This is a genomic window from Pseudomonas sp. B3(2017) (assembly GCF_002113595.1).
GTDB classification, from domain to species: Bacteria; Pseudomonadota; Gammaproteobacteria; order Pseudomonadales; family Pseudomonadaceae; genus Aquipseudomonas; species Aquipseudomonas ekonensis.
In genome coordinates this window covers 245245-269466 of record NZ_NEIU01000003.1, presented here as the reverse complement: position 1 = coordinate 269466, position 24222 = coordinate 245245, and the positions used below count along the sequence as shown (strand labels likewise).

23 protein-coding genes and 2 tRNA genes are annotated in these 24222 nt (G+C 64.4%); 9 read left to right on the top strand and 16 right to left on the bottom strand.

Annotated features, from left to right (window positions below):
• Nucleotides 1-32: 32 nt before the first annotated feature.
• On the bottom strand, nucleotides 33-1148 hold the full coding sequence (locus tag CAG33_RS06085; protein WP_085581527.1) for a TIGR00730 family Rossman fold protein: 1116 nt from the start codon (nucleotides 1146-1148) through the stop codon (nucleotides 33-35).
• Between the two features lie 350 nt (nucleotides 1149-1498).
• Here CAG33_RS06085 and CAG33_RS06080 point away from each other — a divergent pair, with 350 nt between their 5' ends.
• Entirely contained in the window at nucleotides 1499-1693 is a 195-nt protein-coding gene (locus CAG33_RS06080; protein WP_085581529.1) for a hypothetical protein, read from the top strand.
• Here CAG33_RS06080 and CAG33_RS06075 read toward each other — a convergent pair whose 3' ends face one another.
• Nucleotides 1694-2119 (bottom strand): PA3611 family quorum-sensing-regulated virulence factor, encoded by a 426-nt coding sequence (locus tag CAG33_RS06075; protein WP_085581531.1) that lies wholly within the window; start codon nucleotides 2117-2119, stop codon nucleotides 1694-1696.
• A 189-nt stretch (nucleotides 2120-2308) separates the two neighbouring features.
• Between CAG33_RS06075 and CAG33_RS06070 the strand changes: the two genes are divergently transcribed.
• The 3 genes from CAG33_RS06070 (at nucleotide 2309) to CAG33_RS06060 (ending at nucleotide 4365) form a co-directional block, all read left to right on the top strand.
• A complete protein-coding gene (locus tag CAG33_RS06070; RefSeq protein WP_085581533.1) occupies nucleotides 2309-3052 on the top strand; it encodes a tRNA-uridine aminocarboxypropyltransferase in 744 nt (247 codons plus the stop codon).
• A 224-nt stretch (nucleotides 3053-3276) separates the two neighbouring features.
• Nucleotides 3277-3927 carry a response regulator transcription factor ErdR gene (gene erdR, locus CAG33_RS06065; RefSeq protein WP_085581536.1) on the top strand — a complete coding sequence of 217 codons (651 nt, stop codon included), beginning with the start codon at nucleotides 3277-3279 and terminating at the stop codon, nucleotides 3925-3927.
• Nucleotides 3928-4002: 75 nt separating this feature from the next.
• Complete coding sequence (locus CAG33_RS06060; RefSeq protein WP_085581538.1) at nucleotides 4003-4365, top strand: diacylglycerol kinase; 363 nt, start codon at nucleotides 4003-4005, stop codon at nucleotides 4363-4365.
• Here the strand turns inward: CAG33_RS06060 and CAG33_RS06055 are convergent.
• On the bottom strand, nucleotides 4362-5288 hold the full coding sequence (locus CAG33_RS06055) for a LysR family transcriptional regulator (protein WP_085581540.1): 927 nt from the start codon (nucleotides 5286-5288) through the stop codon (nucleotides 4362-4364). The genes CAG33_RS06060 and CAG33_RS06055 overlap by 4 nt on opposite strands.
• A gap of 147 nt (nucleotides 5289-5435) precedes the next feature.
• Here CAG33_RS06055 and fpr point away from each other — a divergent pair, with 147 nt between their 5' ends.
• Entirely contained in the window at nucleotides 5436-6215 is a 780-nt protein-coding gene (gene fpr / locus CAG33_RS06050) for a ferredoxin-NADP reductase (RefSeq protein WP_003222277.1), read from the top strand.
• A gap of 91 nt (nucleotides 6216-6306) precedes the next feature.
• On the opposite strand, the gene tsaA is transcribed toward fpr, so the two are convergent.
• From tsaA to rimO, 5 genes are all read right to left on the bottom strand, one after another.
• Entirely contained in the window at nucleotides 6307-7005 is a 699-nt protein-coding gene (gene tsaA / locus CAG33_RS06045; protein WP_085581542.1) for a tRNA (N6-threonylcarbamoyladenosine(37)-N6)-methyltransferase TrmO, read from the bottom strand.
• Nucleotides 7006-7008: 3 nt separating this feature from the next.
• Entirely contained in the window at nucleotides 7009-7476 is a 468-nt protein-coding gene (locus CAG33_RS06040) for a DUF1456 family protein (protein ID WP_085581544.1), read from the bottom strand.
• Between the two features lie 69 nt (nucleotides 7477-7545).
• A complete protein-coding gene (locus tag CAG33_RS06035) occupies nucleotides 7546-8256 on the bottom strand; it encodes an rRNA pseudouridine synthase (protein ID WP_085581546.1) in 711 nt (236 codons plus the stop codon).
• 216 nt (nucleotides 8257-8472) lie between these two features.
• Complete coding sequence (locus CAG33_RS06030) at nucleotides 8473-8946, bottom strand: GNAT family N-acetyltransferase (protein ID WP_085581548.1); 474 nt, start codon at nucleotides 8944-8946, stop codon at nucleotides 8473-8475.
• A gap of 123 nt (nucleotides 8947-9069) precedes the next feature.
• A complete protein-coding gene (gene rimO / locus CAG33_RS06025; protein WP_085632127.1) occupies nucleotides 9070-10407 on the bottom strand; it encodes a 30S ribosomal protein S12 methylthiotransferase RimO in 1338 nt (445 codons plus the stop codon).
• Nucleotides 10408-10754: 347 nt separating this feature from the next.
• On the opposite strand from rimO, the gene CAG33_RS06020 reads away from it, so the two are divergent.
• The 3 genes from CAG33_RS06020 to CAG33_RS06010 all read left to right on the top strand — a co-directional run bounded on the left by CAG33_RS06020 (nucleotide 10755) and on the right by CAG33_RS06010 (nucleotide 13360).
• On the top strand, nucleotides 10755-12596 hold the full coding sequence (locus CAG33_RS06020; RefSeq protein WP_371856103.1) for a potassium transporter Kup: 1842 nt from the start codon (nucleotides 10755-10757) through the stop codon (nucleotides 12594-12596).
• 174 nt (nucleotides 12597-12770) lie between these two features.
• A complete protein-coding gene (locus tag CAG33_RS06015; RefSeq protein WP_085581554.1) occupies nucleotides 12771-13061 on the top strand; it encodes a Phd-YefM in 291 nt (96 codons plus the stop codon).
• An 11-nt stretch (nucleotides 13062-13072) separates the two neighbouring features.
• Nucleotides 13073-13360, top strand: coding sequence for a type II toxin-antitoxin system RelE/ParE family toxin (locus CAG33_RS06010; RefSeq protein ID WP_085581556.1), 288 nt, complete (start codon nucleotides 13073-13075; stop codon nucleotides 13358-13360).
• A gap of 55 nt (nucleotides 13361-13415) precedes the next feature.
• Here CAG33_RS06010 and CAG33_RS06005 read toward each other — a convergent pair whose 3' ends face one another.
• The 4 genes from CAG33_RS06005 to CAG33_RS05990 form a co-directional block, all read right to left on the bottom strand.
• A complete protein-coding gene (locus CAG33_RS06005; RefSeq protein WP_085581558.1) occupies nucleotides 13416-14711 on the bottom strand; it encodes a virulence factor family protein in 1296 nt (431 codons plus the stop codon).
• Nucleotides 14711-17350, bottom strand: a complete 2640-nt coding sequence (gene mprF / locus CAG33_RS06000; RefSeq protein WP_085581560.1) for a bifunctional lysylphosphatidylglycerol flippase/synthetase MprF — start codon at nucleotides 17348-17350, stop codon at nucleotides 14711-14713. Before mprF ends, CAG33_RS06005 begins: the two co-directional genes overlap by 1 nt.
• A 278-nt stretch (nucleotides 17351-17628) precedes the next feature.
• Nucleotides 17629-17705: transfer RNA gene (locus tag CAG33_RS05995), tRNA-Met, on the bottom strand.
• A gap of 194 nt (nucleotides 17706-17899) precedes the next feature.
• A tRNA-Met gene (locus tag CAG33_RS05990) sits at nucleotides 17900-17976 on the bottom strand.
• A gap of 281 nt (nucleotides 17977-18257) precedes the next feature.
• Between CAG33_RS05990 and dinB the strand changes: the two genes are divergently transcribed.
• Nucleotides 18258-19319, top strand: a complete 1062-nt coding sequence (gene dinB, locus CAG33_RS05985; protein WP_085581562.1) for a DNA polymerase IV — start codon at nucleotides 18258-18260, stop codon at nucleotides 19317-19319.
• Nucleotides 19320-19385: 66 nt separating this feature from the next.
• Here the strand turns inward: dinB and CAG33_RS05980 are convergent, their stop codons facing one another.
• From CAG33_RS05980 to CAG33_RS05965, 4 genes are all read right to left on the bottom strand, one after another.
• Nucleotides 19386-20339, bottom strand: a complete 954-nt coding sequence (locus tag CAG33_RS05980; protein WP_085632129.1) for a hypothetical protein — start codon at nucleotides 20337-20339, stop codon at nucleotides 19386-19388.
• A 17-nt stretch (nucleotides 20340-20356) separates the two neighbouring features.
• Nucleotides 20357-22072: a proline--tRNA ligase gene (locus CAG33_RS05975; RefSeq protein ID WP_085581566.1), complete on the bottom strand. Its 1716-nt coding sequence runs from the start codon at nucleotides 22070-22072 to the stop codon at nucleotides 20357-20359.
• A gap of 130 nt (nucleotides 22073-22202) precedes the next feature.
• Entirely contained in the window at nucleotides 22203-23762 is a 1560-nt protein-coding gene (locus tag CAG33_RS05970; protein ID WP_085581568.1) for an AmpG family muropeptide MFS transporter, read from the bottom strand.
• Between the two features lie 43 nt (nucleotides 23763-23805).
• Nucleotides 23806-24159, bottom strand: a complete 354-nt coding sequence (locus tag CAG33_RS05965) for an MGMT family protein (protein WP_085581570.1) — start codon at nucleotides 24157-24159, stop codon at nucleotides 23806-23808.
• Nucleotides 24160-24222 lie beyond the last annotated feature (63 nt).

Genomic DNA, 24222 nt, shown 5'->3' with positions numbered 1-24222 from the left:
TATTTCGATAGCGGGCCGTTTTTTTTTTGCCCTCACGTTGCCTTCGAGGGCTCCCGGCTGCGTTGTGGGGTTTGCGGTCTGGACCGGGCCCAGTTTTCCGGCAGGTTGATGTAGTCCACCAACTCACGCAGCCGTCCGTGGTTCCGGGCGTTGAACGCGAACGTCAGCCGCGCGAGATGGCTGAACTGGGCCTCGTCTTCTTCGCTGTTGAAGGTGTGCTGGTGGAACCGGTCGCTCAGGCACAGGTCGGCGAAGGCGTCCTGCATGTGGGCCAGGGCCTGGTCGCTGAGCCTGTGGTTCATGCGGATCAGGAACTGGCGCTTGAGCCAGCGGCTGGAGTGGAAGTTGCCGTAGAACTGCTGGATCTGCTCCACCGCCTCCTCGGCGCTGAAGACCAGGCGCATCAGTTTCAGGTCGGTCGGCAGGATATAGCGGTTGTCCTCCAGTTGTTGGCGGATGAAGTCCAGTGCGCTCTGCCAGAACGTGCCGCCCGGTGCGTCCAGCAGCACCACCGGCACCAGCGGGCTTTTGCCGGTCTGGATCAGGGTCAGCACTTCGAGCGCTTCGTCCAGGGTGCCGAAGCCCCCCGGGCACAGCACCAGCGCATCGGCTTCCTTGACGAAGAACAGCTTGCGGGTGAAGAAAAAGTGAAACGGCAGCAGGTTGCCGGTGCCGCCCACGGTCGGATTGGCATGCTGCTCGAAGGGCAGGGTGATGTTGAACCCCAGGCTGTGGTCGCGGCCGGCGCCTTCATGGGCGGCGGCCATGATCCCGCCGCCGGCGCCGGTGATGACCATCATGCCCGAGCGGGCAAGCCCGGCGCCCAGTTCACGGGCCAGGGCATACAGCGGGTGCTCCACCGGCGTGCGCGCCGAGCCGAACACCGTGACCTTGCGCCGTCCCTTGAACTGTTCGAGGGTGCGGAACGACTGCTCCAGTTCGCGCAGGGCCTGCAGGGTGATCTTGGCGTTCCAGCGGTTGTGGTCGTCCTGGGCCATGCGCAGCACGGTCAGGATCATGTCGCGGTAGATGGGGAGGTTGGGGCTGTCGGGTGAAACCAGGTTGAGTTGTTCTTCGACCTTGCCGACGAGGTCGTGGCCGCTTTCCTGAAAATGCCGGCTGAGCAGGTCATTCGGTTGGTAAGGCATTCAACGTCTCCTTCTGCACAGAGCCCTTGTGCCCTGACGAGCGGCGTCAGTGCCGCGCTGCAAAACAATGTGGCGGGCAGCTCCTTCCTGCCGCGGAAAAGTGAACGGGAAACACATTCAATCTAGACCGTCGCAAGACAGTTCGTCGACTTCATCATTGCGCCGCAAAGTCTTTGCCGGCAACCGCTTATTGTCGCTTTGCAAGGTGCTTTCACCGCTCGTCCGAAGCCGTGCCGGACGGCCGATGCTCTGATTTACTAAGTTACAGGCGCGGTGCGACAGGTTTGCGTCAGCGGCCGTACACGGGGCGCATGCGATTCAAGGATTTGCGGGTGGCAAGGAGGCGGAACATGGCCAGAGTCATTCTGGAGATCGATACGCAGCTGTATCGGTTGCTCAAAGCGTCGGCCGAGACCAATCATGTGAGTCTCGAGGAGGAGTGCTGCCGACGCCTGGCGGGAGGGGAGCGCCGCTCGCGCTACCTGCAGGCCTTGCTGGCCGAACTGCGCGCCGAGGATGAGCAGCGGCGCGCCAATTCCAGGTGATTACTTCTTCTTGGCCGGGCCGGGTTTCGGGCAATCCGACTCTTGGTAGCTGGCGGAACCGACCGGACGGTTGGTCTTCACTTCGGTGAAGTCGTAGCGCATGACCGCGCCCTTGGCCATCAGCTTGCGGTAGGACGGGTTGTTGCACACCGAGGCGCCCAGCTGGAAATACACGGCCTTGGGGTCGGCGCGCATCTGGTCGGCGTGGCTCTTCTGCACGCTCAGGTGGTTGATCAGCGTGGTGCCCTCGACGGTGTAGCCCTGATCGAGAATGTCTTCGTTGATCGCCCGAGGCGTGCCGACGCTGCTCTGCGTGGCGACGTTGCGCAGCTCTCTGTTCAGGTTCTGCTCACTCAGGGAGGCGGCCTGGGCGCTGAGGGAAGACGCCAGCGCAATGGCAGCGACGGGAACGGTAAGGCGCAGCATGAAACTCTCCTGGTTCAGTGACTGGTGGTTCGACCCGCCACGGGGCTGTGCGTTCAGTGGCGGCGAATTATAGGGGAGCCGGTCGGGAGGGTACAGGCTTGCGCCCACCGCTCTGGTAGACTGCCGGCCTTTATCGCCTTGCCGAGTGCTGTTCGTGTCGAGTTCCCCTGTCTGCCGGCGTCGCCCGCAATGACCCATGCCCCCAACGCCGTGGCCCGCCTGCGCGACCAGCGCGAAGACGAAGGCATCAAGCCGATCCAGGCCCGTGGCTGGCGCGCGCCCCGTTGCCGCGATTGCCGGGTGATCCAGAGCCATTGCCTGTGCGCGTGGCGCCCGAAGGTCGAATCCCGTTCCGGGGTCTGCCTGATCATGACCGGCAAGGAAGTGTTCAAACCCAGCAACACCGGCTGGCTGATCGCCGACGTGGTGCGCGACAACCATGCCTTCATCTGGTCGCGCACCGACACCGACGAACAGCTGCTTGCGCTGCTCAACGATCCGCAGCGGCAACCGTACCTGGTGTTCCCCGGCGAGTACGTCGAGCCGTCCCGGGTGACGCACACCGTGACGCCCGACGGCGGCAAGCGCCCGCTGTTCATCTTGCTGGACGCGACCTGGACCGAGGCCCGCAAGATCTTCCGCAAGAGCCCGTACTTCGACCGGTTGCCGATCCTCAGCCTGCTGCCCGACCGGCTGTCGCGCTACCGCCTGCGCCGCTCCACCCGCAGCGAGCACCTGTGCACCGCCGAAGTCGCGGCGCTGTGCCTGGAGCTGGCGGGCGATTCGGACGCCGCTTCGGCGCTGGACGCCTATTTCGACGTGTTCAGCCAGCATTACCTGGGCGCCAAGCAGCAGCGGGAGGTGAATGTGTCCACCCCGGCCCACGCCGAACTGCTGCCGTTCATTGACGCCGCGCCAGCGGTGCCGGCCTGATACTGGCCCATACTGCTAAAGCAGGGGGCGTTGCGCTTGACCACCCCGTCTTCGCTGGGCATGCTTGGCGCCGGTTCGGGGGCGGCCAAGGTCTGAAACGCCGTTTTTTCCGTGATTGGCGTTGAACGTGCCCCTGTGGATACCGCTGCCTGGCGTTATCTTGAGTTGCCTTGGCATGGCCCGAATGCATCGGGCCAGCCATCAAGAACAGGATCATTTGAAAAATGGCCACATACGACATCCTGATTGCCGATGACCACCCGTTGTTTCGCAGCGCGCTGCATCAGGCGCTGACCCTGGGCCTCGGCCCGGATGTGCGGCTGGTGGAGGTGGCGAGCATCGCCGAACTGGAGGCCCGCCTGACCGAAAAGGCCGATTGGGACCTGGTGCTGCTGGACCTGAACATGCCGGGCGCCTACGGATTCTCCGGGCTGGTGCTGCTGCGCGGCCAGTACCCGCAGATTCCGGTGGTCATGGTGTCCGCCCAGGAGGAGGCCTCGGTGATGGTCAAGTCCCGGGAGTTCGGCGCCAGCGGCTTCATTCCCAAGTCCAGCGACCTGAACGTGATCCAGGAAGCGGTGCGCAAGGTGCTGGACGGCGATGTGTTCTGGCCGCCCCAGGCGTTCGAGGCCGTCAGCGTCTCCAAGGAAGCCAAGGCCGCCAGCGATGGCCTGGCCAGTCTCACGCCGCAGCAGTTCCGGGTGCTGACGATGGTCTGCGAAGGGCTGCTGAACAAGCAGATCGCCTATGAGCTGAACGTGTCGGAGGCGACCATCAAGGCTCACGTCACGGCGATCTTCCGCAAGCTGGACGTGCGCACCCGCACCCAGGCGGCGTTGCTGCTGCAACAACTTGAGTCAATTCCCAGCCAGTGAGGGCTGGCGCCTTCACGCTTTTTTGACTTTCGTTGATCTAGCTTTCCCACTTCTTTTTGGTCGGTTATCTACTTTATGTCACCTTTCAAGGGCCAGACGGGCCTCAAACGCATCCTCAACGCCTCCGGCTACTCGCTGGACGGCTTGCGCGCAGCCTTCAACGGCGAAGCGGCGTTCCGTCAACTGGTGCTGCTCAACGTAGTGCTGATTCCGCTGTCGTTCTTCCTCGACGTCAGCCGGGTCGAACAGGCGCTGCTGATCGCCGTGTGCCTGCTGGCGCTGATCGTCGAACTGCTGAACTCGGCGGTGGAGGCGGCCATCGACCGCATTTCCCTGGAACTGCACCCGCTGTCCAAGAACGCCAAGGACATGGGCAGCGCCGCGCAGTTCGTGGCCCTGAGCATGATCGCCCTGGTCTGGGCGGTGATCCTGCTTTAAGCGATGCTGGGCAGCACGATCTCGTCGCTGCGCTGCACCCCGGCGGTGAAGGCGCGGCACAGTTCGAGGAATTCGCGCATGGCGGAGGTCTGGTACTTCTGCTTGTGCCAGATGAAGTAGAACTGCCGGGCCAGATCCAGGTCCGGTGTCTCCACCGGCACCAGGCTGCCGCGCCGGAAGGCGTCGCGCAGCGCCAGGCGCGAGATGCAGCCGATCCCCAACCCCGACTCCACCGCGCGCTTGATCGCCTCGGTGTGCTCCAGCTCCAGCCGGATGTTCAGCGCGCTGCGGTGATGACGCATGGCCTGATCGAAGGTCAGGCGCGTGCCGGAGCCTTGTTCGCGCAGGATCCACGCTTCCTGGGTCAGTTCGTCCATGGTCACGCTGCCGCGCTGGGCCAGCGGATGCTGCGGGGCGCAGAACACCACCAACTCATCCTCGACCCAGCTCTGCACTTCGATGTCCGGGTGGCTGCAATCGCCTTCGATTAGACCCAGATCAATTTCGTAGTGGGCGACCTGTTGCACGATGTTGGCGGTGTTCTGCACATGCAGCTTCACTTGGCTTTCCGGGTGGCGCTGCATGAAGCCGCCGATCAGCAGGGTCGCCAGGTAATTGCCGATGGTGAGCGTCGCGCCCACCGACAGCGAGCCGAAACCGGACTTGCCGTTGAGCAGGTCCTCGATTTCCTTGGCCTGGTCGAGCATCGCCACCGCCTGCGGCAGCAGTTGCTTGCCCAGGGCGTTGAGGCTCAGGCGCTTGCCGGCGCGGTCGAACAGCTGGCAGCTGGACTGACGCTCCAGTTCAGTGATCGAGGTGCTCGCCGCCGATTGCGACAGGTTGAGCAGCCCGGCAGCCCGGGAAACGCTTTCCTGCTGGGCCACGGCGACGAAGACTTGCAGTTGACGGAGTGTAAATCGCATATCGATATAACCGATAACCGTTATCTTGATAATCCAGTTAACAGATATTGTCGGCGCTATTAGAATGCGATGCAATTGCGCACCGTCGGCGCTCTTCGAGAGCAGTGCAGAGCAAGGCGCAGATCAATCTCCAGGAGTCCCCCGTACATGAGCAACATGAACCACGAGCGTGTCCTCAGTGTTCACCACTGGAACGACACTCTGTTCAGCTTCAAGTGCACCCGCGATCCGGGCCTGCGCTTCGAGAACGGTCAGTTCGTGATGATCGGCCTGCAACAGCCCAACGGCCGCCCGCTTATGCGCGCCTACTCGATCGCCAGCCCGAACTGGGAAGAGCATCTGGAGTTCTTCAGCATCAAGGTGCCGGATGGCCCGTTGACCTCCCAGCTGCAGCACCTGAAGGAAGGCGACGAGATCATCATCAGCAAGAAGCCGACCGGCACCCTGGTGCTGGACGACCTGAACCCGGGCAAGCACCTGTACCTGCTGAGCACCGGCACCGGCCTCGCCCCGTTCATGAGCGTGATCCAGGATCCGGAAACCTACGAGCGCTTCGAGAAAGTGATCCTGGTTCACGGCGTTCGCTACGTCAACGAAGTCGCCTACCGTGAGTTCATCACCGAGCACCTGCCGCAGAACGAGTTCTTCGGCGAAGCGCTGCGCGACAAGCTGATCTACTACCCGACCGTGACCCGCGAGCCGTTCGAGAACCAGGGCCGCCTGACGGACCTGATGCGCAGCGGCAAACTGTTCAGCGACATCGGCCTGCCGCCGATCAACCCGCAGGACGACCGCGCGATGATCTGCGGCAGCCCGAGCATGCTCGACGAGACCAGCGAAGTGCTCGACAGCTTCGGCCTGAAGATCTCGGCCCGCATGCGCGAGCCTGGCGACTACCTGATCGAGCGCGCGTTCGTCGAGAAGTAAGCCTACCCCCTGCAGGAGCGAGCACGCTCCCGCAGACATGAAAAAGCCCGCGTTGCCTTCACCGGCAGCGCGGGCTTTTTCGTTTCCGGGCTCAGGCGCCGGCGGGAACCACTTCCAGGACGCGGATCCGCTCCGGCGTCGGATAATGCCAGCGCACGTCCAGGTCCCAGAACTGCGCACCGTACTCGCGCTCAGGCTGGGGCGTCTGGTAGGCCGGGCGCGGATCCTGGGCCAGGCATTGCCCGATCAGCTCGACCAGCGGTTCGCCGAGGCGCTGGGCATGCCCGTGGGCCTGTTGCAACGCCGCCTCTGCCCATTCCACGTCAATCAGCACCGGCGCGGCGCTGGCGATGCCGTTGCAGGCTTCGGGGACGATGTCGGCGTAGGGCACGTAAGGCTTGATGTCGAGTACCGGCGTGCCGTCCAGCAAGTCGATGCCGGAGATGAACAACCTGCCGGCCTCGACCTTGTCCAGTTTCACCACGGACTGGCCGATGCCGTTGGGCCGATGGGTGGCGCGGGTGGCGAACACCCCCATGGACTTGTTGCCGCCCAGGCGAGGCGGGCGCACCTTCAGCCGTGGCGTGTCCTCCAGCGCCTGATGGAACAGGAACAGCAGCCACACGTGGCTGACCTGCTCAAGGCCCTGCACCGCATCGCCCTGGTCGAACGGCGCCACCAGTTCCAGCACGCCGCGGGCGGCCGGGGCCAGTTGCGGCTGACGGGGAATGGCGAACTTCTCCTTGAAGCAGGAGCGCACGAAGCCGATGGGGGAGACGCTGTAGGCCATGGCTCAGCCGCGCACGCGCAGGGTCAGGCCCTTGAGGAAATTGCGCAGCAACTGGTCGCCGCACGGGCGGTAGTTGTTGTGGCCGACCTTGCGGAACAGGGCGCTCAGCTCAGGCTTGGACACCGGGAAGTCGACGGACTTGAGGATCACATGCAGGTCGTCTTCCTTCAGCTCGAAGGCCACGCGCAGTTTCTTCAGGATGATGTTGTTGGTCACCGGCAGTTCGACCGGCAGCGGCGGGCGGCTGTCGTCCTTGCCGCGCTTGAGGATCACCAGGCCGTCGAGGAAGTGGGCCATGACGTCGTCCGGGCAGCGCACGAAGCCTTCTTCGTCCTCTTCCTTCTTGTCGAGGTAGGCCACCACGTCTTTCAGCGCCACGTCCATGCCGCCCATCTTGGTGATCTCGACGACCTTCTTGTCGCTGATGTCGAGCATGTAGCGCACGCTGCGCAGTACGTCGTTGTGAATCATGTGTGCAATCCTGAGGGTTCGTTGTGGGCACCGCGCAGGCGATGCCGGATGTCGGGAGGCGGCCGGGCGTCAGAACTTCTCTTTGCCGGACAGGTAGCGCCACTGGCCCGCCGGCACCTTGCCGATGGACACGCCGCCGATGCGGATGCGACGGATGCCCAGCACCTTCAGCCCGACCGCTTCGCACAGCCGAGCGAGGAGCCCGGGCTGCGGGTTCTTCATGGCGAAGCGCAGGCGGTTTTCGCTCTGCCAGCTGGCCTTGACCGGCGGCAGTTCGGTGCCCTTGACGCGCAGGCCGTGCTGCATGCGGTTCAGGCCGTGCTCGGTCATTTCGCCCTCGACCTCGACCACGTACTCCTGCTCGATCTTCGCGGCGTCGGCGGTGAGTTTGCGCAGCACTTTCCAATCCTGGGTGAACACCATCAGGCCGCTGGCGCCCGGCTGCAGGTCGGCGCCGGCGGTCAGGCGCAGGAAGTGCCCGCGCAGCGGCCGTTTGCCGAACCGGTGCTCTTCGCTGAGGGTGTCGGCGCCGAGCGAGCGCATGGCGGTCTCGGTGTCCATGCCGGCCGGTACGTTGAGCAGCAGGGTCACCGGCTCCGGCGCGGTGGCCTTGGCGTCCTTGTCGAGCTCGACTTTCTGGTCGCCGACCTTGAACTGCGGTTCGTCGACGACTTCGCCGTCCACGGTGACCCAGCCGCCCTCGATGAACAGTTCGGCCTCACGGCGGGAGCAGCCGACCAGTTCGATGAGGCGTTTGGAAAGGCGGATCGGGTCAGTCATGGCAGGGTCGCAATAAAAAAGGGGTCGGCATTGTACCTCCATGGGGGCGCCAAGGCCCGGATCCATTTCGGTTCGCTGCGTTTCCTGTGCGGATTTGACGCGGGAGCGAGCCTGCTCCCGCCTGGGTCTTGCGGTGCAGCCAAACCTGTGGGAGCCAGCCTGCTGGCGATGGCGTCATTGACGGCGCCGCAAAGCCTGAGCAAGGCAGCCGCTCCTCTAGCCAGTGCTCGAGCGCTGGCGGTTCTGGCGCAGCCGCATGTGCAGCAACGGGTAGGGCTGGCCCATGCCGTCGACGTCCGAACGGCCGATCACCTCGAAACCTTGCTTGAAATAGAAGCCCAGGGCCTGAGGGTTCTGCTCGTTGACGTCCAGTTCGTCGGCGTTCAGGTGTTCCAGGGCGTAGCGCAGCAATTGCTTGCCCAGGCCTTGCCCGCGATGGTCCGGATCAATGAAGAGCATTTCCACCTTGCCCGCCGCCACGCCCGCGAAGCCGGTGATGCGCTGGCGGTGGTCCTTGGTGCAGATCAGCATCACGGCATCCAGGTAGCGGGTCAGCACCAGATCCTTGAGCAACAGGATGTAGCTGTCCGGCAGAAAGTCATGGGTGGCGCGCACCGAGGCTTCCCAGACCCGGGTCAGTTCCGGGTAGTCGCTCAGTTTCGGCGTGTGGATGACCGAAAGATGACGCATGTCCGTTTGCCTCCTCATCAGTGGATTCACCAACAATAGCCGTAAAAAAGCCCCGCATCTCGGCAAAGAGAGCAGGGCTTGGCTTTCAGCGGGCAATTCCCTGCGGGAGCAGGGTTTGCCGAATCAGATCTGTTCGGCCCAGAGGTCGTACTCGTCGGCGTCGGTCACCTTGCACCAGACCTTGTCGCCCGGCTTGAGGTTGCTGCCGTTGTCGATGAACACGTTGCCGTCGATTTCCGGGGCATCGAAGAAGCAGCGGCCGACCGCGCCTTGCTCGTCGACTTCGTCCACCAGCACTTCGATCTCGCGGCCGATGCGCAGTTGCAGGCGCGCCGAGCTGATGGCCTGCTGGTGCGCCATGAAGCGCTCCCAGCGGTCTTGCTTGACGTCGTCCGGCACGATGTCCAGGCCCAGGTCGTTGGCCGGGGCGCCTTCGACCGGCGAGTACTGGAAGCAGCCGACGCGGTCGAGCTGGGCTTCGGTCAGCCAGTCCAGCAGGTACTGGAAGTCTTCTTCGGTTTCGCCGGGGAAGCCGACGATGAAGGTCGAGCGGATGATCAGGTCCGGGCAGATCTCGCGCCAGTTCTTGATCCGCGCCAGGGTCTTGTCTTCGAACGCCGGGCGTTTCATCGACTTGAGGACCTTGGGGCTGGCGTGCTGGAACGGGATGTCCAGGTACGGCAGGATCTTGCCGGCGGCCATCAGCGGGATCAGCTCGTCGACGTGCGGGTACGGGTAGACGTAGTGCAGGCGCACCCAGACGCCGAGGGTGCTGAGGGCTTCGCACAGCTCGGTCATGCGGGTCTTCACCGGCGCGCCGTTCCAGAAGCCGGTGCGGTACTTCACGTCGACGCCGTAGGCGCTGGTGTCCTGGGAGATCACCAGCAGTTCCTTGACGCCGGACTTGACCAGGCGCTGGGCCTCGTCGAGCACATCGCCCACCGGACGGCTGACCAGCTTGCCGCGCATCGACGGGATGATGCAGAAGCTGCAGCTGTGGTTGCAGCCTTCGGAAATCTTCAGGTAGGCGTAGTGGCGCGGGGTCAGCTTGACGCCTTGCGGCGGCACCAGGTCGATCAGCGGGTTGTGGTCCTGCTTGGGCGGCACGACTTCGTGCACGGCGCTGACCACTTGCTCGTACTGCTGCGGGCCGGTCACGGCCAGCACGCTCGGGTGCACGTCGCGGATGTTGCCTTCTTCCACGCCCATGCAGCCGGTGACGATCACCTTGCCGTTTTCCTTGATCGCTTCGCCGATGACTTCCAGCGACTCGGCCTTGGCGGAGTCGATGAAGCCGCAGGTGTTGACCACCACGACATCGGCGTCCTGATAGGTGGACACCACGTCATAGCCTTCCATGCGCAGCTGGGTCAGGATGCGCTCGGAGTCGACCAGTGCTTTGGGGCAACCCAGGGATACGAAGCCAACCTTGGGATTGGCCGGCGCAGGAGTGGTGGACATGTCTAACCTCGGTGTCTGTGACGTCGCTTGCCTGATGCATGAGCCGACGGACGGGCGCTTGAACTGCGCCTCTGATCAAAAAGTGCGCAATTCTAGCGACGAGCAGCGCACTTGACCAGCTTTATACGGGGAAATGCGACGAGTGCTGCGCTATGCTTCGCGCCAATGCGCTTTACCGCTTTTTTATAGTCAACCAATCGACTGTAACAACAGGTAATAAGGGCGCAGGCTGCATCAAAAAGCAAAGTGCTTCGTTCAGAGGCCGGTCTGGGAATCAGGAGTGTTGGATGGGTCACGCAAGTAGTCATGCGGCGGGCGCCGAAGGTTCGGCAACCAAGCCGCTGAGCATGCTGGTCGCGGCGGTCGGGGTGGTTTACGGCGACATTGGCACAAGTCCGTTGTACACCCTGAAAGAAGTGTTTTCCGGCGCCTATGGCGTGCCCGTCAATCACGACGGGGTGCTGGGCATCCTGTCGCTGATTTTCTGGTCGCTGATCTGGGTCGTGTCGATCAAGTACATGATGTTCGTGCTGCGCGCCGACAACCAGGGCGAAGGCGGGATCATGGCCCTCACCGCGCTGGCGCGGCGGGCGGCGGGGCAGCGGGCCAGGCTGCGCACGCTGCTGGTGGTCTGCGGGCTGATCGGGGCGGCGCTGTTCTACGGCGACAGCATGATCACCCCGGCGATTTCCGTGCTCTCGGCCATCGAAGGCCTGGGGCTGGCGTTCGAGGGCATCGACCACTGGGTGGTGCCGCTGTCGCTGGTGGTGCTGGTGGGCCTGTTCCTGATCCAGAAGCACGGCACGGCGCGGATCGGCATTCTCTTCGGGCCGATCATGGTCACCTGGTTCCTGGTGCTCGGCGCCCTCGGGATCTACGGCATCAGCCACTACCCGGAAGTGCTGCACGCGCTCAACCCGGTCTGGGCCGTGCGTTTCTTCATGGTGCATGCCGGCATGGGCGTGGCGATCCTCGGCGCGGTGGTGCTGGCGCTGACCGGCGCCGAAGCGCTGTACGCCGACATGGGCCACTTCGGCCGCAAGCCGATCGCCCGCGCCTGGTTCCTGCTGGTGCTGCCGGCCCTGGTGCTCAACTACTTCGGCCAGGGCGCACTGCTGCTGGAGAACCCGGACGCCGCGCGCAACCCGTTCTACCTGCTGGCGCCTAGTTGGGCCCTGATCCCGCTGGTGGGCCTGTCGACCCTGGCCACGGTGATCGCGTCCCAGGCGGTGATTTCCGGCGCGTTCTCCCTGACCCGTCAGGCGATCCAGCTCGGCTACATCCCGCGCATGTACATCCAGCACACCTCCAGCGACGAGCAAGGGCAGATCTACATCGGTGCGGTGAACTGGTCGCTGATGGTCGGCGTGGTGCTGCTGGTGATCGGCTTCGAGTCCTCCGGCGCCCTGGCCTCGGCCTACGGCGTGGCCGTGACCGGCACCATGCTGATGACCACCATCCTGGTGTCGGCGGTGATGCTGCTGCTGTGGAAGTGGCCGCCGGTGCTCGCTGTGCCGGTCCTGCTCGGCTTCCTGCTGGTGGACGGCCTGTACTTCGCCGCCAACGTGCCGAAGATCGTCCAGGGCGGCGCATTCCCGGTGATCGCCGGCCTGGCACTGTTCATCCTGATGACCACCTGGAAGCGCGGCAAGCAACTGCTGGTCGAGCGTCTGGACGAAGGCGCGTTGCCGCTGCCGATCTTCATCAGCAGCATCCGCGTGCAGCCGCCGCACCGAGTGCAGGGCACCGCCGTGTTCCTGACCGCCCGCTCCGACGCCGTGCCCCACGCCCTGTTGCACAACCTGCTGCACAACCAGGTGCTGCATGAGCAAGTGGTGCTGCTGACGGTGGTCTACGAAGACATCCCGCGCGTGCCGCCGTCCCGGCGCTTCGAGGTCGAGGCCCACGGCGAAGGCTTCTTCCGGGTGATCCTGCATTTCGGCTTCACCGACGAGCCGGACGTGCCCCAGGCGCTGAAGCTGTGCCATCTGGACGACCTGGACTTCAGCCCGATGCGCACCACCTACTTCCTCAGCCGCGAAACGGTCATCGCCTCCAAGCTCGAAGGCATGGCCCGTTGGCGCGAGGCGCTGTTCGCCTTCATGCTGAAGAACGCCAACGGCAACCTGCGCTTCTTCAACCTGCCGCTGAACCGGGTGATCGAGCTGGGGACGCAGGTGGAGATGTAACCCCGGCGTAAAGCGAAAGCCCCGTCGGCCTTGCGGCTGGCGGGGGCTTTTTTGTGGGCGGCGGGAGCGTTCGGTTGCGGGGTGCACGACGGAAGCATCAAGTTGCACTGTGTTTAATACAACGCAATACTCTGTGCATTATCGTGCGCAACAGCAACTGAGCAAGAGGTGAATATGACGGCATTACTAGAGCGTGCTGAACAGGCTATCTCCGTGACTGCCATGGTCCGGGGCTTCAGCGCGAGGCTCAAGGAGATTTCCAGTCGTGCCACCGAACGTCTGGTCATCTTCAAGGACAACCAGCCGGCAGCGGTCATCATCAATGTGCAGGCCTATCAGGAAATGCTGGACGAGCTTGAGAACCTGCGCATCGAAGCGGCAGCCCGTGAGCGTCTGGGCAGCTTTGATCAGACCCGCGCAGTCAGTCATGAGGATATGCGGGCAAGGTACGCCCGGAAGGATTAAGGGAGCGCTGGATGGTTTGGGGAGTGGTTTATCATCCGGAAGTCCAGGGCGATCTGGATCAGCTGGGAGCGGCAGCGGCCAACCGGATTCTCGATGTCATTGAAGAGCGGATCATCCATGGCGAGCCGGACAAGATCGGCAAACCGTTGAGGGCCAGCCTTGCCGGCTGCAGGCGGATCCGAACCGGCGACACGCGGATTGTCTATCGGGTCGACGGTAAGGCCATCCAGGTTCTGATCGTCGCCGTCGGCGCGCGACGCGACGAAGAGGTCTACGACGCCGCAGAGCGTCGCCTTTAAACGAAAGCCCCCGGAGCCTTGCGGCTGCGGGGGCTTTTCATTGAGGCCGCTCAGGTTACTCGGCGGCGGTCTGCTCGCTCGCCTGACGCTTCTCGATCAGATCCACCAAGCGCTTGGCCAGCGCCGGGTAGTTCTCGTCGAAGTGGTGGCCGCCGGGCAGCTTCACCGCTTCGCCCACGGCGGTCTTGTCGGTGCAGCCGCTTTCGTCGGTCTCTTCCTCGCCGTAGATGCACACCACCTTGGCGGCCGGCAGCTTGGCCATTTCCGGGCCGGTGGCGGCTTCCTTGCCGGCGTTGCCGAGCCAGCCTTCGACTTCGATCTCGAAGCTGCCGGTGCGGGCGAAGGCCAGCAGGATGATGGCGTCGACCCGTTGCTGCTCGGTCTCCGGCAGGCGGTTGTAGATCGCCGGCAGCACGTCGGCGCCGAACGAGTAGCCGGTGAGGATGAAGCGCTTGGTGCCCCATTTCTGCCGGTAGTGCTGCATCAGTTCGGTCAGGTCCAGCGCACTCTGCTCGGGGCTCTTGTGCTGCCAGTAGTAGCGCAGGGTGTCGATGCCCACCACCGGGTAGCCGATCTTGGCCATTTCCCCGGCCACGTCGCGGTCCAGGTCGCGCCAGCCGCCGTCGCCGGAGAGGAACAGGGTGACGGTGTCCCGGGCCTGGCCGGCCGGGACTTCCACCACCGGAATCTGCAGGCCGCCGTTGGCCTTGTCGCCGCCGACGAGGAGCTTGCGCAGTTCGTTGTTCAGCACCTGCGGCAGGTTGATGTCGTAGTCGCTGATGCTGGTTTCGGCGTTCGGCTGGTCGCGCACGAAGCCGGCGCTGGTGTCGTCCGGGTTGTCGTTCCACGCCACCAGCCAGTGGCCGTGGGCGGCGGACTTGGGCAGCAGGTGAGTGCAGCCGCCCTTTTCCAGTGCCAGGTCGACGGACACGGCCTGGGCCTTGTCGTCTTTCTGCTCGGACAGCCAGCGCCAGGCCAGCACCGCGCCCGGGCCGATGCCGCTGACCAGGGTGGCCGGCCCGTTCAGCTGGCGCAGGCCGGTCTGCAGGGCACGGCTTTGCTGCAGGCAGTCCTTGGGCAGGATCACCTGAACGATCTGCGCCGAAGCGCTGCGGCTCAGGGTGCTCAGTTGCTTGTCGCTGAGCTTCTGGTCGTCGTTGACCGCCACCAGCACCTGGGCCTTGGGCTTGGTGCCGGGAATGACCCGGGTCATGGCCGGGCCGTCGGCGGGCGTCAGTTGTTCGAGGGTCGGTTCCGGTGCCGGGCGTTTGAGGTACCAGAATCCGCCGCCGGCAATCACGGCCAGCACGATCAGCGTGGCCAGGATGTACTTCAGGGAGCGTTGAATCATCAGCGTTTCACCAATCCAGTCAAGCCGCCCGCGATCAGGGCGGCAGTGTCGGCCAGCGCCACCAGGGGATCGAGTCCGGCGGGCACGGCCATGTAACGGGGTTCCCAATCAGGCTGGAACTTGTCTTTGAAACGGCGCAAGCCTTGGAAGTTGTACAGCTGCTCACCACGGCGGAATACCATCGAGCCCAGGCGCTGGGTCAGCGGTGCCCCGCGCCGGGGCTGCAACCCCGACAGCGGCACCATGCCCAGGCTGAAGCGCGCGTATCCGTGACTCTTATAGTGTTGAATCAGGCCGACCATCAGAAACTCCATGGTCAGCTTCGGCGCATCCGGGTGCGAGCGCATCAGGTCGAGGCTGGCCAGGTCATGGCTGTAGGTCTCGAGCAGGTTGGCGAACGCCACCGGACGGCCTTCGAAGCGGATCACCGCAATGCGGAAATGCTTCAGGTAATCGTCGCTGAAACGGCCCAGGGAGAAGCCTTTCTCGCGCACGTTCTTGCCGGTCAGCCAGGCATCGGAGATGACCTTGAGCTCGTCCATCGGCGCCTGGCCCGGCTCATGGATCTCCAGCGACAGGCCGTCGCGGGTGCCGCGGTTCCAGGTGTAGCGCAGGTCCTTCATCTCCTTGCCCTTGGCGTCCAGGTCAAAGCGATGCAGATCGACCCGGGCCTCTTCGCCGAGCTTGATCGCGGTCAGGCCGATGTCCATGTAGTACGGCAGGTTCTCGGCGCGCACCTGGTAGAACACCGGGCGGGCGTGATGGATGTCGCACAGGTCGCGGAACTGCCAGATCATTTCCGCCCGCTGCTGGCCGGGGCCGATCGGGTCGTACAGGGCCACCAGACTGCGGCCGCGGCGGGCGTACATCAGGAACGCTTCATCGTTGGGGTGGAACAGCAGCGCCTTGTCGCCGGTCAGGGCCAGGCCGCCGTCGGGCTGCGACGAGGCCATGAGGATTTTCGCGGCGCGGTCGAGTTCGTCGGCGGTCGGCAGGTGGATCACCGGGCGCGCGGTGCGCAGCAGCCAGGTCAGGGCGATCACCAGCAGCAGGACGGCGGCGCCGAGCAGCGAGCGCAGGCCGCGCGGGGCATCGGCGTCGAGGGTGAACTGCCACCACAGCTGATGGCTGTACGGCACGTCCTGGTAGGCGAACAGCAGCAGCCAGGTCGATGCGCCCAGCACGCACAGGCTGGCCACCAGGTACAGCGGCGAGAACGGCAGCTCGGTCAGGCGGCTCGGACGATAGAAGGAACGGCGGAACACCCCCAGCAGCGCGGCGGTGAGGGTCATCAGGGTGGCTTCTTCCCAGTCGAACCCCTTGAGCAAGGAGAGCAGGGCGCCCACCAGCAACAGGATGGTGGTCAGCATCCACGCCGCCGACAGCCGGCGGCGCAGGCCCTGGGCGAGCATCAGGCACAGCACGCCGATCAGGCTGGCGCCGAAGTGCGAGGCATCGACCAGGCGGTGGGGAATCAGGAAACCGATGTGTTCCAGGCGCGTGTCGATCTCCGGGGTCGCGCCGGAAAACAGCAGCACCACGCCGGACAGGAACACCAGCACCGCCAGGATCGGCGCCGCCAGGCCGGAGGCCGCACGCAGGGTCTGGGACTGGAACAGGCGCTGGCCTTCGTTGATCAGCAGCAGCACGCACGCCACCAGCATCGGCAGCACCACGTAGATCAGGCGGTACAGCAGCAGCGCGGCGGCCAGCGGCGCGGCGCCGAGCTTGTCGGCGAAGGCGGCCAGCAGGATGGCTTCGAACACGCCGACGCCGCCGGGCACATGGCTGAGCACGCCGGCGGCCAGGGCCAGCAGGTACACCAGCAGGAAGGCGCCGAACGGCGGGGCTTCCGGTAGCAGCAGGTACAGCACGGTGGCGGCGGCGGCGACGTCGAGGGCGGTGATGACCAGTTGCAGGACGGTCAGGCGCCGGCCCGGCAGGCGCAGGGTGCGGCGGCCGGCCTTGACCAGCAGGTTGTCCGGGTAGGGCTGCTCCGGCAGGCGCCGGCGGTAGATGCCGATGACCAGGATCGAGCCCAGCAGCAGCACGGCGCCGGCGATCGTCCCCAGCAGGCCTTCGGACAGGCCCAGGGCCTGCGAGGCGGCGGGCAGGTCGCTCAGGGTGGCGAGGGCGGCCAGCGGCGGCAGGGCGCAACCCAGCGACAGGCTGGCGAACAGGGTCATATGCGCGACTTCCGTCGCGCCCAGCCCGTGGCGCGCATACAGACGGTAGCGCACCGAGCCGCCGGACAGCAGCGACAGGCCGATGGCGTTGCCGATGGCGAACGCGGTGAAGCCGCCGAGGGCGAGGGTGCGCGGCGCGAGTGTCACGCCGGCGTAGCGGCTGGCGGACCACTCGTAGCCCAGCAGGATGATGAAGCCGGCGACCGTCGCGCCGAAGGCGCCGAGCAGGGCCGGTTTCGGTACGTCCAGGATCGAGTCGTGCAGGGCGTCGAGATCGAGCTCGCTCAACAGGTGGCGGCACGCGATCAGCGCGATGGCGAACAGCAGCAGCGTAACCGCCAGGCCGATCGGCTGGCGGTACTTGCTCAGGCGATCCAGCAAGCGCAGGCGCTCGGTCTTGATCGGTTGGGTCGCTGTGACGGTGTCTTGTGGATCAGACGAGTTGGCGCGCATCAATCACCTCGTGGATTGTGCGCGACAGGATGGGGGTATCCAGCCAAGTTACCAATCCCTGTAGAAAAAAATAATCACAAAATACTACGCCTCCCGCCGGATGGCGGCGAGGGCGGTTTCCGGATCGCAGGCACCGGCCCGCGACTCAAGCATAGTCGCTGTGCGGCGGGTCTGAGGATCCTGAAGGGTTCACTGCACGATGACAGATCATTGTTGCGAAAGGACTTTTTCCACAGATACAAAAAAGGCCACTCTTTCGAGTAGCCTTCTTTGATGTTTGGTTGCGGGAGCCGGATTTGAACCGACGACCTTCGGGTTATGAGCCCGACGAGCTACCAGGCTGCTCCATCCCGCGTCTGTGAGGCGGCATTCTACAGACCGGCGGCGCAGTGTCAACCGCTAATCCTGATAAGGGTCAAATTAGTGTGGATTTTGGACAAGCAGTCGCGGGTGGAGCGCTAAGTGGCTCAACCGCAAGGATTTCTGTTGTGCGCGAAAAACACGCGCGCACAAAAAAGGCCACTTTTTCAAGTGGCCTTTTCTGATGTTTGGTTGCGGGAGCCGGATTTGAACCGACGACCTTCGGGTTATGAGCCCGACGAGCTACCAGGCTGCTCCATCCCGCGTCTGATGTGGCGGCATTCTACAGAGGATTGCCGGGGTGTCAACCGGCAATGTGGAAAAAATCTGTTGAGCTTCAACCGCTTAGCGGAATTTCACGGTGGCCTGGAAGGCTGCGGGGCAGGCAGGGCAAGGGTTTCAGCTCTATTGCCCGGCTAATCTCGATTGAAGAAATAAATTCGGTTCGGATTTCCTACGGGTGAAAAAGAACCTTCTGAGTACTGGTGCTATATACAGGTGTCAGTGAGATACTGCCGATCCGGCTTGCCATGTTTTCCTTTCTGTCATGACCCAGCGAAAAATCATCCACATCGACTGTGACTGTTTCTACGCCGCCATCGAGATGCGTGACGACCCGAGCCTGGCCGGCAAGCCTCTGGCCGTTGGCGGCTCGCCGGAGCGTCGCGGGGTGATCGCTACATGCAACTACGAGGCGCGTGCGTACGGCGTGCGTTCGGCCATGTCTTCCGGCCATGCACTGAAGCTGTGCCCGGATCTGACCATCGTCAAGCCCCGGATGGACGCCTATCGCGAGGCGTCGAAGGAAATTCACACGATCTTTCGCGACTACACCGACCTGATCGAACCGCTGTCGCTGGACGAGGCTTACCTCGATGTGTCGGACAGCGCTCATTTTGGCGGCAGCGCCACACGGATCGCCCAGGACATCCGCCGACGGGTGTCCAATCAGCTGCACATCACGGTGTCCGCCGGGGTGGCGCCGAACAAGTTTCTGGCCAAGATTGCCAGCGACTGGAAAAAGCCCAATGGTCTGTTCGTGGTCACGCCGGACCAGGTCGAGGACTTCGTCGCCGGCTTGCCGGTCGGCAAGCTGCACGGCGTGGGCAAGGTCACCGCCGACAAGCTGCACAAGCTGGGCATCGACGACTGCCGGCAGTTGCGCGAATGGGACAAGTTGACGCTGGTGCGCGAGTTCGGCAGTTTCGGCGAGCGTCTGTGGAGCTTGGCCCGCGGGATCGATGAGCGGCAGGTGCACAACGACAGCCGCCGGCAGTCGATCAGCGTCGAAAACACCTACGACGTCGATCTCCCGGATCTGCGTAGTTGCCTGGACAAGCTTCCGGAACTGCTGGAGACCCTCAAGACCCGCATGGCGCGGATCGACAGCAGCTACCGGCCGGGCAAGCCGTTCGTCAAGGTGAAGTTCCATGACTTCACCCAGACCACATTGGAGCAGGCCGGGGCAGGGCGGGATCTGGGCAGTTATCAGTTGATGCTGACCCAGGCGTTCAACCGGGGCGGCAAGCCGGTGCGGTTGCTGGGCGTGGGGGTGAGGCTGGAGGATCTGCGGGGCGGGTTCGAGCAGATGGAGCTGTTTGAGCGCTGATCCGGTGGTGGAGCCTGGCTAAGGCGGCCCGTCAGGCAGACCGCCATGGCCCCCATTGCTTTGTTCTCAGTTCGGCCCCGGATCCGCCACCAGGCGCCCGGCATCCCTGGTCAGGGACTTGAGGAATTCGGTCTGCAGTTCCGGATCGTTGCGGGTCAGCTCGATCAGGCTCTGTTCCAGCTCGCTGGCTTCCTCTTCCAGGCCCAGCTCCGACAGGCGCTTGACCCGGTGCACCCACTGGCTCACTTCGTCGTCTTCCAGATCGTCGTAGATCAGCGCGTGGGCCTCCAGCAGCTTGCCGCGCAGGTGGCCGCTGATCGCCAGCGACGAGTCGGTGTGCACGTCGTCCTTGGCGTCTTCCACGCTGATCTGCAGTTTGCCCAGGTGATTGAGGTCATGCTCGGCGAACGGGCTGTCCAGCAGGTTCAGGCGCAGCACGCCGTTGCGGTCGGTGGTCATGTCGAAGGTCTGCTTGCCGGCCTTGACCTGAACCGGGCGCTCGCTCCACGGCAGGCTTGAGTATTCCGTGCGCTTGTCGCGCTGGACTTCGTCGATGCCGGCCAGGTTCTGTTGCGCACGGCCGTGGGACTGTACGTTCATGAACGGGTTGAGCCCGGCGAAGCCGTAGCTCAGCCAGTCCTTGGTCACGCTGTCCGGCAGGTTGCCCAGGGCGAACACGTTGACCACGTTGGCGCCGACGCCGGCCACCACCGCCACCGCACCCAGCGGGATCTCGTAGATTTCCCGCCAGGGTTGGTAAGGCGTGTAGCGGTCGTAGTGACGGGTGACCTCGAACTCGGTGACCTCGAAGGTCTTCTGCTCGTGGATCTTCACGCGCCGCTGCGGCAGCTCAAGCACCTTGGGCTCGCCGACATCGATCTGCAGGCTGTGATCGAGCAGTTTGCGCTCGACCCGTTCCTCGTGCTCGCTGCGTTGCGACATGTGGTTGGCACAGCCGCTGACCAGCAGGGCGCCGCACAGGGCGGCGCCACCGAGGCCTAAGGTGTTTCGCTTGAACATGACGTCTCTATCTGGTGTCAGCGGCGGATGCGGGCCTGCAGGAAGGACAGCGCGTCAGCGACCGGCAGCGCTTGCGCCTCGGCCTCGGAACGGCTCTTGTATTCCAGGTTGCCGTCGGCGAGGCCACGGTCGCTGACCACGATCCGGTGAGGGATGCCGATCAGTTCCATGTCCGCGAACTTGATGCCCGGGCTGGTCTTCTTGTCGCGGTCGTCCAGCAGCACTTCGAAGCCGGCGGCGGTCAGTTCCGCGTACAGCTTGTCGGTGGCTTCGCGCACCAGGTCAGTCTCGTAGCGCAGCGGCACCAGGGCGATCTGGAACGGTGCCAGGGCGTCGCTCCAGATGATGCCGTTCTCGTCGTTGTTCTGCTCGATGGCCGCAGCCACCACGCGGGACACGCCGATGCCGTAGCAACCCATTTCCAGGGTGACCGGCTTGCCGTTCTCGCCCAGCACTTCGCACTTCATCGCCTTGCTGTACTTGTTGCCCAGCTGGAAGATGTGCCCGACTTCGATGCCGCGCTTGATCTCCAGGGTGCCCTTGCCGTCCGGGCTCGGATCGCCGGACACGACGTTGCGCAGGTCGGCCACGGTCGGAACCGGCAGGTCGCGTTCCCAGTTCAGGCCGAAGTAGTGCTTGTCGTCGATGTTGGCGCCGACGCCGAAGTCGCTCATCAGTTCGACCGAGCGGTCGATGATGATCGGCAGCGGCAGGTTCAGCGGGCCGAGGGAGCCGGCGCCGGCGCCGATGGCGTCACGCAGCTCCGCGTCGCTGGCCATGACCAGAGGGCTGGCCACGCCAGGCTGGTTGGCGGCCTTGATTTCGTTGAGTTCGTGGTCGCCGCGGATGATCAGGGCAATCAGCTTGCCTTTCTCTTCGGCGTGCACGATCAGGGTCTTGACGGTCTTTTCGATCGGCAGGCCGAATTTTTCCACCAGGGCCGCGATGGTCTTGGTGTCCGGGGTGTCGACCAGGCGCAGCTCTTCGGTCGGTGCAGGACGCGAGGTTTCGCGCGGCACGGCTTCGGCCTTCTCGATGTTGGCCGCGTAGTCGGAGCCGTTGCTGAAGACGATGTCGTCTTCGCCGGACTCGGCCAGCACGTGGAACTCATGGGAGCCGGCGCCGCCGATGGAACCGTTGTCGGCCTCCACAGGGCGGAACTTCAGGCCCAGGCGGGTGAACACGTTGCAGTACGCCTGGTGCATGCGGTCGTAGGTGACCTGCAGCGAGGCCAGGTCGGCGTGGAACGAGTAGGCGTCCTTCATGATGAATTCGCGGCCGCGCATCAGGCCGAAGCGTGGGCGGATCTCGTCACGGAACTTGGTCTGGATCTGGTACAGGTTGATCGGCAGCTGCTTGTAGCTGCTCAACTCGTTGCGCATCAGGTCGGTGATGACCTCTTCGTGGGTCGGGCCTGCGCAGAAGTCGCGGCCGTGGCGGTCTTTGATGCGCAGCAGTTCAGGGCCGTATTCTTCCCAGCGTCCCGACTCCTGCCACAGTTCGGCCGGCTGGGTGCCCGGCATCAACACTTCCAGAGAGCCGGCGGCGTCCATTTCTTCGCGGACGATGGCTTCCACCTTGCGCATTACCCGCAGGCCCATCGGCAGCCAGGTGTACAGGCCCGAAGCGAGTTTGCGGATCATGCCGGCGCGCAGCATCAGCTGATGGCTGATCACGACCGCGTCGGAAGGCGTTTCTTTCTGTGTGGCGAGCAAAAATTGACTGGTGCGCATGATTGGCCGTTGTCGGTTGCTGAGACTGGAAATAGACGGAGCATTGTACGGGCGAGATTTGCTGACGTACAGGCGTGCGGCCGGCGGCGGGGCAGAACGGCGGGATTCGTCCCGCCTTTGGCGAAATGCCCTACGACTCTTCCGCGACCGGCGCCTGCACGGGCTCGGGCGTCGGCGTCGGGCCTTCGCGGCGGCTTTCCTGGAACCAGTGCAGGGCGATCAGCACCAGGGTCGGCACACCGAGCATCGCGGTGATCAGGAAGAAGTTGTGGTAGCCGAACTTCTCGACCATCACCCCGGAATAGCCGCCGATCAGCCGCGGCAGCAGGAGCATGATCGAGCTGAGCAGGGCGTACTGGGTGGCGGAGAACTTGAGGTTGGTCAGGCTCGACAGGTACGCGACGAACGCCGAGGTGGCCAGGCCGGAGCTGAAGTTGTCCAGGGAGATGGTCAGCACCAGCATCTTCAGGTTCGGGCCCATGTCGGCCAGCATCAGGAACAGCAGGTTGGTGGCCGCCGAGGCCGCGCCGCCGATGAACAGGATCGGCAGGATGCCGAAACGCACGATCAGCAGGCCGCCCATGCCGGCGCCGACGAGGGTCATGATCAGGCCGAAGATCTTGCTGACGCTGGCGATCTGGTCCTTGGTGAAGCCCTGGTCGATGTAGAACACGTTGGCCATCACGCCCATCACCGTGTCGGACATCCGGTAGGTGGCGATCAGCCCAAGCAGCAGCAGGGCCTGCCAGCGGTAGCGCAGGATGAAGTCGTTGACCGGCGTCAGCACCGGCGCCAGGCCCCGGCGGCCCATGGCCGACAGGCACAGGCAGGTGAGGGTGGTGTAGAGGATCGCCCGCAGGAACGCGCGGTCCTCCAGCAGCAGGTCGAGCAGGCTGACGCCTTCGAACAGCACGCTGGCGAAGTCGGTGTTGTAGAGCTGGGTGAACATCGCCGGCACGGACACCAGCAGGATGATCAGCACGAACACCGACATCAGCTGGTGCATGAACGTGTAGCGGCCGGCCTGCAGTTGGGTGCGCAGCGGCACGGGCGGCTCGCGCATCAGCAGGGAGGTCAGCAGCGCCGGCACCATCAGGACGCCGAACAGGACGTAGGTGCCGGTCCAGGCTGAATGCTGGTAGTTGAAGCCGGTGGAGCCGAAGCCTTCGGCGAAGAACAGTGCACCGGCGGTCGCCAGCAGGGCTGCGACCCGGTAGCCGGACATGTAGCTGGCGGCGAGCGCGGCCTGGCGGTTGTCGTCCGCGATCTCCAGGCGATAGGCGTCCACGGCGATGTCCTGGGTGGCGGAGGCGAACGCGACGAGGACGGCGATGGCGATCAGCCAGGACAGGTGCTTCTGCGGATCGCAGAAACCCATGCCGACCAGGCCGAGGATCACCAGCGACTGCGACAGCACCAGCCAGGAGCGGCGACGCCCCAGTTTGCCCAGCAGCGGCAGGCGCCATTGGTCGAGCAGCGGCGACCAGACCCACTTGAACGCATAGGCCAGGCCGATCAGGCTCGCGTAGCCGATGGTTTCGCGGGCCACGCCGGCTTCGCGCAGCCAGACCGACAGCGTTGAAAACACCAGCATGTACGGCAGGCCGGCGGCGAAACCCAGCAACAACAGCACGAGCGTCGAAGGACTGGCATAGGCGGCGAGCGCGGCGCGCCAGGTTTTACGGGGCATGGGCTGAAGTCTGCCTCAAGATTGCGAAAACAAAGCGCGCACTCTAACCGCTGTGCTCTACCGGACGCCAGCCATGGCGCCGAATATCCACACGATTGTTCAGGACGGTGACCCCTTCCATGCGCAACCGCGCCCGTTGTTCGTCCCCCGATGGGCTGCCGGCCGGGAGGCTGATGCGGCCGCCGGCGCCGAGCACGCGGTGCCACGGCAGCCGGGTGTCGCCGGGCAGTTGGCTCAGGGTGCGGCCGACCCAGCGGGCGGCGCGCCCCAACCCGGCCAGTTCGGCCAATTGACCATAGCTGACGACCTTGCCTTCGGGCACTTGGGCCAGGGTCGAGTAGAGCGCCGTGCGTCGGATTTGCGCCTGGCTTTCGTCGGTTGGGTTCGGGTCTGTCACGTCTGCGGTTCCTGCGCGGTTGTGCAAAACAATCGCCTCGATGCCTTTAAGCCTAATCGGTGC

What these genes read in the sequence shown, in the direction of transcription:
- CAG33_RS06075 (WP_085581531.1), bottom strand. Translation starts at nt 2,119, where the DNA reads ATGCTGCGCCTTACCGTTCCCGTCGCTGCCATTGCGCTGGCGTCTTCC.
- CAG33_RS05980 (WP_085632129.1), bottom strand. Translation starts at nt 20,339, where the DNA reads ATGTTCAAGCGAAACACCTTAGGCCTCGGTGGCGCCGCCCTGTGCGGC.
- CAG33_RS06010 (WP_085581556.1), top strand. Translation starts at nt 13,073, where the DNA reads ATGGTTTGGGGAGTGGTTTATCATCCGGAAGTCCAGGGCGATCTGGAT.
- tsaA (WP_085581542.1), bottom strand. Translation starts at nt 7,005, where the DNA reads ATGGCCTACAGCGTCTCCCCCATCGGCTTCGTGCGCTCCTGCTTCAAG.
- CAG33_RS06030 (WP_085581548.1), bottom strand. Translation starts at nt 8,946, where the DNA reads ATGCGTCATCTTTCGGTCATCCACACGCCGAAACTGAGCGACTACCCG.
- CAG33_RS06020 (WP_371856103.1), top strand. Translation starts at nt 10,755, where the DNA reads ATGCTGGTCGCGGCGGTCGGGGTGGTTTACGGCGACATTGGCACAAGT.
- CAG33_RS06080 (WP_085581529.1), top strand. Translation starts at nt 1,499, where the DNA reads ATGGCCAGAGTCATTCTGGAGATCGATACGCAGCTGTATCGGTTGCTC.
- rimO (WP_085632127.1), bottom strand. Translation starts at nt 10,407, where the DNA reads ATGTCCACCACTCCTGCGCCGGCCAATCCCAAGGTTGGCTTCGTATCC.
- CAG33_RS06015 (WP_085581554.1), top strand. Translation starts at nt 12,771, where the DNA reads ATGACGGCATTACTAGAGCGTGCTGAACAGGCTATCTCCGTGACTGCC.
- CAG33_RS06040 (WP_085581544.1), bottom strand. Translation starts at nt 7,476, where the DNA reads ATGATTCACAACGACGTACTGCGCAGCGTGCGCTACATGCTCGACATC.
- CAG33_RS06070 (WP_085581533.1), top strand. Translation starts at nt 2,309, where the DNA reads ATGACCCATGCCCCCAACGCCGTGGCCCGCCTGCGCGACCAGCGCGAA.
- CAG33_RS06085 (WP_085581527.1), bottom strand. Translation starts at nt 1,148, where the DNA reads ATGCCTTACCAACCGAATGACCTGCTCAGCCGGCATTTTCAGGAAAGC.
- CAG33_RS05975 (WP_085581566.1), bottom strand. Translation starts at nt 22,072, where the DNA reads ATGCGCACCAGTCAATTTTTGCTCGCCACACAGAAAGAAACGCCTTCC.
- CAG33_RS06060 (WP_085581538.1), top strand. Translation starts at nt 4,003, where the DNA reads ATGTCACCTTTCAAGGGCCAGACGGGCCTCAAACGCATCCTCAACGCC.
- fpr (WP_003222277.1), top strand. Translation starts at nt 5,436, where the DNA reads ATGAGCAACATGAACCACGAGCGTGTCCTCAGTGTTCACCACTGGAAC.
- CAG33_RS05970 (WP_085581568.1), bottom strand. Translation starts at nt 23,762, where the DNA reads ATGCCCCGTAAAACCTGGCGCGCCGCGCTCGCCGCCTATGCCAGTCCT.
- CAG33_RS06035 (WP_085581546.1), bottom strand. Translation starts at nt 8,256, where the DNA reads ATGACTGACCCGATCCGCCTTTCCAAACGCCTCATCGAACTGGTCGGC.
- CAG33_RS06005 (WP_085581558.1), bottom strand. Translation starts at nt 14,711, where the DNA reads ATGATTCAACGCTCCCTGAAGTACATCCTGGCCACGCTGATCGTGCTG.
- erdR (WP_085581536.1), top strand. Translation starts at nt 3,277, where the DNA reads ATGGCCACATACGACATCCTGATTGCCGATGACCACCCGTTGTTTCGC.
- CAG33_RS06055 (WP_085581540.1), bottom strand. Translation starts at nt 5,288, where the DNA reads ATGCGATTTACACTCCGTCAACTGCAAGTCTTCGTCGCCGTGGCCCAG.
- dinB (WP_085581562.1), top strand. Translation starts at nt 18,258, where the DNA reads ATGACCCAGCGAAAAATCATCCACATCGACTGTGACTGTTTCTACGCC.
- mprF (WP_085581560.1), bottom strand. Translation starts at nt 17,350, where the DNA reads ATGCGCGCCAACTCGTCTGATCCACAAGACACCGTCACAGCGACCCAA.